Source organism: Rhodococcus sp. P14, from assembly GCF_000256505.1.
In the GTDB taxonomy this organism is placed as follows: Bacteria; Actinomycetota; Actinomycetes; order Mycobacteriales; family Mycobacteriaceae; genus Rhodococcus; species Rhodococcus ruber.
On the sequence record NZ_AJFC01000052.1, the window covers coordinates 1 to 6,887 of the forward strand.

The 6,887-nt window shown below is 71.1% G+C and carries 6 protein-coding genes; 4 read left to right on the top strand and 2 right to left on the bottom strand.

The genetic code is table 11. The features are described from left to right. Nucleotides 1-6: 6 nt before the first annotated feature. Both OEY_RS31490 and OEY_RS0103745 read left to right on the top strand, forming a co-directional pair. Nucleotides 7-111 (top strand): DUF7782 domain-containing protein, encoded by a 105-nt coding sequence (locus OEY_RS31490; protein WP_443216035.1) that lies wholly within the window; start codon nucleotides 7-9, stop codon nucleotides 109-111. A gap of 181 nt (nucleotides 112-292) precedes the next feature. After that, entirely contained in the window at nucleotides 293-1,255 is a 963-nt protein-coding gene (locus OEY_RS0103745; RefSeq protein WP_003935593.1) for a sigma-70 family RNA polymerase sigma factor, read from the top strand. A 134-nt stretch (nucleotides 1,256-1,389) separates the two neighbouring features. Here the strand turns inward: OEY_RS0103745 and OEY_RS0103750 are convergent, their stop codons facing one another. Then, nucleotides 1,390-4,008, bottom strand: a complete 2,619-nt coding sequence (locus OEY_RS0103750) for a bifunctional acetate--CoA ligase family protein/GNAT family N-acetyltransferase (protein WP_228287205.1) — start codon at nucleotides 4,006-4,008, stop codon at nucleotides 1,390-1,392. Between the two features lie 214 nt (nucleotides 4,009-4,222). Next, nucleotides 4,223-5,494: an acetoin utilization protein AcuC gene (locus OEY_RS0103755; protein WP_010592605.1), complete on the bottom strand. Its 1,272-nt coding sequence runs from the start codon at nucleotides 5,492-5,494 to the stop codon at nucleotides 4,223-4,225. A gap of 150 nt (nucleotides 5,495-5,644) precedes the next feature. On the opposite strand from OEY_RS0103755, the gene OEY_RS0103760 reads away from it, so the two are divergent. Together OEY_RS0103760 and OEY_RS0103765 are read left to right on the top strand one after the other, a co-directional pair. After that, the gene (locus OEY_RS0103760; RefSeq protein WP_010592606.1) at nucleotides 5,645-6,331 is read left to right on the top strand and encodes a metal-dependent transcriptional regulator; all 687 of its coding nucleotides are present in this window, start codon (nucleotides 5,645-5,647) and stop codon (nucleotides 6,329-6,331) included. A gap of 52 nt (nucleotides 6,332-6,383) precedes the next feature. Further along, nucleotides 6,384-6,887: NAD-dependent epimerase/dehydratase family protein (locus OEY_RS0103765; protein WP_043804406.1), on the top strand; the 504-nt coding region annotated here is incomplete at its 3' end.

Sequence of the window (6,887 nt, forward strand, 5' to 3'; positions counted from 1 at the left end):
GTTGCGCTGCTCGCCGTCGCGCACGGCGAGGACGAACAGGCGCTGACCGAACGGGCGGTGGCTCTGGTACAGGCGCTCGTGCGGCACGGGCTCGTCGAGCCGGTCCGGTAGGGCGTTCCGGGCGGGCCGAAAGTTACCGGCCGGTTCCCCCGGTGGTGTGTTCTCAGCAACTTCTCAGGACCTCCGTGCCGTTTGCGCAGGTCAGAGCAGTTCCGGCAATGGAACCTCGGGAACTTTCCCAGGGGCCTGGCGCGTTGAACGCTTCGAGACACCACCGATGAGGAGGCACGTCATGGCACGCCCCGATACCACCGCCCGCGTCGATTCCGACCTCGACAGCCAGAGCCCGGCCGCAGACCTGGTCCGCGTCTATCTGAACGGGATCGGCCGCACGGCCCTGCTGAGCGCTGCGGACGAGGTGGAACTGGCCAAGCGGATCGAGGCCGGCCTGTACGCCCAGCACCTGCTGGAGACCAAGAAGCGGCTCACCGCAGCGAAGAAGCGCGACCTCGCGATCCTGGTGCGCGACGGACAGGCCGCTCGCAGCCATCTGCTCGAGGCGAACCTGCGTCTGGTCGTGTCCCTGGCCAAGCGTTACACCGGCCGTGGCATGCCGCTGCTGGACCTGATCCAGGAGGGCAACCTCGGACTGATCCGCGCCATGGAGAAGTTCGACTACGCCAAGGGCTTCAAGTTCTCGACCTACGCCACCTGGTGGATCCGTCAGGCCATCACCCGCGGTATGGCCGACCAGAGCCGCACGATCCGGCTCCCCGTCCATCTCGTCGAGCAGGTCAACAAGCTGGCCCGGATCAAGCGGGAACTGCACCAGCAGCTCGGCCGGGAGGCCACCGACGACGAACTGTCCGCGGAGTCCGGCATCCCGGTCGAGAAGATCGGTGACCTGCTGGACCACAGCCGCGACCCGGTGAGCCTGGACATGCCGGTCGGCAACGACGAGGAGGCCCCGCTCGGCGACTTCATCGAGGATGCCGAGGCGACGTCCGCGGAGAACGCGGTGATCGCCGGGCTGTTGCACAGCGACGTGCGCAGCGTCCTGGCCACCCTGGACGAGCGCGAGCAGCAGGTGATCCGTCTGCGTTACGGCCTCGACGACGGCCAGCCGCGCACCCTCGACCAGATCGGCAAGCTCTTCGGCCTCTCCCGTGAGCGAGTCCGCCAGATCGAACGCGAGGTGATGGGCAAGCTCCGCGAGGGCGACCGCGCCGAACGTCTGCGCGCCTACGCCAGCTGACCGGGCAGTCGGCCGGACGATCCCCGAGAACCGGGCTGGGTTCTCGGGGATCTTTGTCTCTGTGGCCGGTCCAGCGCAGCCGGCGGGACCGGCGTGGTCCGTCTGGCAGAGCCGGCCGGACCGCCGTGGTCCGTTCAACGCAGCCGGCGCGGGCCGAGGTCGAGTGGGTGCGGCTCGGGACCGATCCGCAGGTGCGCGTCGGTGAGCTCGGCGCCGGTGGGGGACGCGAGGACCGGTTCGCACGCGATCTCCCGTACCTCCGGTAGGTCGTCGGCAAGGGCGGAGATGCGCTGGACCAGGTCGACGAGTGCCGCCTTGCTGACCGGTTCGGTGTTGCGGTAGCCGGACAGCAGTGGCGCCGCCTTGGGGGCGTCGATCAGCTCGACGGCCTCGTCCTCGGTGACCGGCAGGACCCGGAAGGCGCGGTCGCCGAGCAGGTCGGAGATGACTCCGGCCAGACCGAACGAGATCAGCGACCCGAACGACGGGTCGTCCTGGACCTGCACGACGCATCCGATGCCCTTGGTGGCCATCTTCTGCACGTGCAGCAACGGCTCCCCCGAGACCGCGGCGAGGTCTCGGTACGCGATCCGCACCGCCTCGGGTCCGAGCAGATCCAGCCGCACACCGCTCAGGTCCGGCCGGTGCCGCCAGTGGGCGCCGGTGGCCTTCACCGCGACGGGAAACCCGATCTCCTCCGCGGCGGCGACGGCTTCCTCGGCAGTGGTCACCGCCCGGAACTCCGCGATGTGCACGCCGTAGCACGCGAGCAGGAGTGCGGCCTCGGTGTCCGAGAGCCAGCGCCCCTCCGGCGACGTCGCGAGCCACCCCTCGACGAGGGTGCGGGCCTTCTCTGCGTCGATGCCCGCCGGGCGGACGACCTGGGAGGCGGGACGGCTGCGCCACTTGGCATACCGCCATGCCCGGGCCAGCGCGAGGGCCGCCCGCTCGGGACCCGGATACGAGGGCACCGAACCTCGGGTGGGGTGACCGTCGGGTCCGCGCACCGCGAGGACGTCGGGCAGGCCCTCGGTGGCGAGGAACGTCGTGAGCACCGGCTTGTCGGTGCCGGCAACGGCGTCGCGCAGGGCCTGCGCGTACGGCTCGACCGTCACGGCGACCGGCGGTACGAACACTGCGATCACCGCGTCGACATCGGTGGATTCGAGTGCGTGGGTGACGGCCGCCGCGAACTGCTGTGGGGACGCCGCGGCCCCCAGATCGACGGGTTCGCCGACGTGCAGGCCCTCACTCCGGGCGGCGTCGACGGCGAGCACACCCAGCGCCGTGGAGTTGCCCACCACCGCGACGCGCGGGCCGGCCGGCAGCGGCTGATAGCCGAACAACAGGGCCGAATCGAACAACTGGGAGATCGAACCCACCTGCACGACCCCGGCCTGCTCGAACAGGTCCCGCACGATGGTGTCGTCCATTTCCCCCGTCCGGGCGGCCAGGACGGGGGGCACGGCGTGCCGACCGCTCTTGACGGCGACGATCGGCTTGCTGCGAGCCACGCGCCGGGCGATGCGCGAGAACTTGCGCGGATTGCCGAAGCTCTCGAGGTACAGCAGCACCACCTCGGTGGCCGGATCGGTGTCCCAGTACTGCAGCAGGTCGTTGCCCGACAGGTCGGCGCGGTTGCCGGCGGAGACGAACGAGGACAGGCCGACGCCGGTCTTGGCGGCCTCGTCGAGGATCGCGATGCCCAGCGCGCCGGACTGGCAGAAGAAGCCGACGTTGCCGGCCGCGGGCAGCACGGGCGCGAGGGTGGCGTTGAGACGGACCTCGGGGTCGTTGTTGGCGACACCGAGGGCGTTCGGACCGATCAGCCGCATGCCGTGTGCCCGTGCCGCGTGCGCGAGGCGGCGTTCCGCGGCCCGGCCTTCCGGTCCGGTCTCGCCGAAGCCGGACGACACGACGAGCAGCGCCTTGACGCCCTTGGCGAGGCAGTCGTCGAGCACCGCGTCGATGGCCTCGGCCGGGACCGCCGCGATCGCGAGGTCGATGTCGTCGGGGATGTCGCGGACGGTCGGATAGGCCCGCACGCCGCGCACCGAGCGGTGCTCGGCGTTGACCGGATAGACCGGGCCGGTGAAGCCGCTGCGCAGCATGTTGACCAGGACCGCGTTACCGACCTTGCGACTGTCGGTGGACGCGCCGATGACGGCGGCGCTGCCCGGGCTGAGCAGGTTGCGGACGCTCCGCGCCTCGGCGGCCCGTTCGCGGGCATTGCGTACCGACACCAGCGCCTCGGTGGGGTCGATGGCGAATTCGAGCCGCACCACGCCGCCCTCGAAACTACGGCTGACCTGGTATCCGGCCTCGCGGAACACCGTGACCATGTTGCGGTTCTCGGCGAGTACCTCCGCGACGAAGGTGTGGATGCCGTTCTCGGCGGCGGCGCCTGCCAGGTGCTCGAGCAGGATGGGGCCGAGACCGCGGCCCTGATGCGCGTCGGCGACGGTGAAGGCGACCTCGGCGGACAGGCCGTCGCCCTCGGGCAGTCCCTCGTAGCGGCCGACCGCGATGATCTCCCCGCCGAGCAGGGCCACGAAGGCGACCCGGCGGTGGTGGTCGACCACGGTGAAGTTGAACAGGTCCCGTTTCGACATCGTCGGGTAGGGACCGAAGTAGCGAAGGTAGCGGGTGCGCTCCGAGAGTTTGCTGTGGAAATCCACGAGCAGGTCCGCGTCCTCGGGGACGATGGGCCGCAGGTGCACGGCCTTCCCGTCGGAGGCCAGGACGTCCGCCACCCAGTGCTTGGGGTAGTTCCGCGCGACGGCGAGTGCCCGCTCCCGGGCGGCGTCCTTCTCCGCCTGGGCGCGCGCTGCGGCGTCGGCCTGCGTGCCGGCGGGTGCGTCGCCGTCGGGCGTCTGTCCCGCGGGGCCGTGAGGCGTGCCCTCGGATGCGGTGCTCTCGGATGCTGTGCTCTCGGATGCTGTGCTCTCGGATTCAGTGCTCTCGGATTCAGTCACGCGGGTCCTCCGGGTCCAGGCCGAGCAGCGGGAAGCAGGCCCGACGGGTGGCGACGATGGCCGAGTCGACTCGGCTGAGGGCACGATCGAACGAGGCGACGCCGGTCTCGGGGGTGCCGCCGGGACCGTCCCACGGCAGATACGCCACGTCGCCGCCCTCCCCCATCACGGTCGGCAGATCGACCCCCGGTGCCATCGCAGCGACCCGCTCCCGCCATTCGCCGGGAATCGGCGTAGCGGGGTCGATCTCGCGGTCGAGCACGGCGGCGATCAGGTGGGTCCACGATCGCGGTACCACCCGCACCAGCCCGTAGCCACCCCCTCCGACGGCGAGCCACCGACCCTCGCAGTGCCGGTCCGCGAGCTCACGCATCGCCAGGTACGCCGCGCGTTGACCGTCGACGGTCAACGAGAGGTCGGCCAGCGGATCCTCCCGGTGGCTGTCGGCACCGCACTGGCTGATGATGATCTGCGGCCGGAACGCGGCGACCGCCGCGGGGACGACGGCGTGGAACGCGCGCAGCCACAGGGCGTCGACGGTGCCGGGCAGGACCGGCAGGTTGACCGCGGTGCCCTCGGCGGCACCGGTACCGATCTCGCTGGACCAGCCGGTGTTCGGCCACAGCGTCGCGGGGTGCTGGTGGACGGAGACGGTGAGCACCCGGGGATCGCCGAGGAACGCGTGCTGCACTCCGTCGCCGTGGTGGGCGTCGACATCGAGGTAGGCGATCCGGTCGAAGCCGTTGTCGAGGAGCCACGAGATCGCGATGGCGGCGTCGTTGTAGACGCAGAATCCGGCGGCCCAGTCGGCCATCGCGTGGTGCATCCCGCCGCCGATGCTCACCGCCCGCCGGGTGCGGCCGGCCGCGATCTCGCGCGCGGCCGCGAGGGTGCCGCCCGCGAGGACGGCGCTCGCCTCGTGCATGCGCGGGAAGATCGGGTTGTCCTCGGTGCCGAGACCGTGCGGGGCCTCCGGTCCGGCGGTCGAGCCGGGAGGCAGGTTGCCGGCGTGCTTGACGGCCTCGACGTAGGCGGGGGTGTGGATGCGCAGCAGATCGGCGTCGGTCGCGGCCGGCGGGCGCAGGGTCTCCACCCCCTCGAGCAGGCCGAGACCCCGGGACAACGCCATCGTGAGATCGAGCCGGGTGGGGTTCATCGGGTGGGACGGACCCCACCGGTAGTCGAGGTAGTCCGGACTCCACACCACCACTCGGTCGCCGCTCGGATGTGTCGGATCGCCCGTCGCGGCGGAGGTCGTGGTCATGGCCACAAAGCTACTGCGCCGCTCCGGGTGACGCGAGTGCCCGAAGACCTCGGCGTGCCCACCGCCCACCGCGCCGGGCGGGGCCGCTCGGGGTTCACCCGCCGGGGGTTTCGCCCGGTTAGAATCGGCCGCAGACGAAGGGGTGTGAGAGTGAAGGACCTGGTCGATACCACGGAGATGTACCTCCGGACGATCTACGACTTGGAGGAAGAGGGCGTCGTGCCGCTGCGTGCGCGCATCGCCGAACGCCTGGAGCAGAGCGGCCCGACTGTGAGTCAGACCGTCGCCCGGATGGAGCGGGACGGGCTGCTGCGGGTGGCGGGCGACCGGCACCTCGAGCTGACCGAGAAGGGCCGCGATCTGGCGGTGTCGGTCATGCGCAAGCATCGGCTCGCCGAGCGGCTGCTCGTGGACGTGATCGGCCTCGACTGGGAGAACGTGCACGCCGAGGCCTGCCGCTGGGAACACGTGATGAGCGAGGAGGTCGAGCGCCGCCTCGTCGAGGTGCTGCACAACCCCACGACGTCGCCGTACGGCAACCCCATCCCCGGACTGGACCAGCTCGGCCTGGACCGGCCGGTGGCGGCGGACGAGCCGCTGGTCCGGCTCACCGAGATTCCGCCGGGTAAGCCGACCGCCGTGGTCGTGCGACGGCTCGCCGAATACGTGCAGTCCGATCACGAGGTGATCGGCCGGCTGCGGGAGGCGGGGATCGTGCCCGACGCACGCGTTACAGTCGAGACGAAGCCTGGGTCGGTGGTCATCAACGTGCCCGGCCACGACGGCTTCGAACTTTCCGACGAAATGGCCCACGCGGTGCAGGTGAAGCAGGTCTGAGGCAGGCCCGTTCGCCGGCCCTGCGCGGGCCGGCGAAGAAGGGGCGCACAGCGTGAGGCTTCTGGTGACCGGCGGCGCCGGGTATGTGGGCAGCGTCTGCAGCACGGTGCTGCTCGAGCAGGGACACGAGGTGGTGGTCCTCGACGATCTGTCCACCGGCAACGCCGACGCCGTGCCGGCCGGCGCGGAGTTCGTCGAGGGCGACATCGCCACCGCCGCCGCGACGGTGCTCGGCGACGGCGCTCGGCCCCGATTCGACGGTGTGCTGCATTTCGCGGCGCAGTCGCTGGTCGGCGAGTCCGTCGAACAGCCGGACAAGTACTGGCACGGCAACGTCGTCGCGACCCTCGCCCTGCTCGACGCGATCCGGCGATCGGGAACTCCGCGGCTGGTGTTCTCGTCGACGGCGGCGACGTACGGCGAACCGGAGCAGGTCCCGATCACCGAGGACGCCCCCGCCCGTCCCACCAACCCGTACGGCGCCACGAAACTCGCCATCGACCATGCGATCTCGTCCTACACGCGGGCCTACGGGCTGGGGGGGGCGGGGCCGCGG

Coding starts and splice junctions, on each gene's coding strand:
- OEY_RS0103745 (WP_003935593.1), top strand. CDS start 293: ATGGCACGCCCCGATACCACCGCCCGCGTCGATTCCGACCTCGACAGC.
- OEY_RS0103755 (WP_010592605.1), bottom strand. CDS start 5,494: ATGACCACGACCTCCGCCGCGACGGGCGATCCGACACATCCGAGCGGC.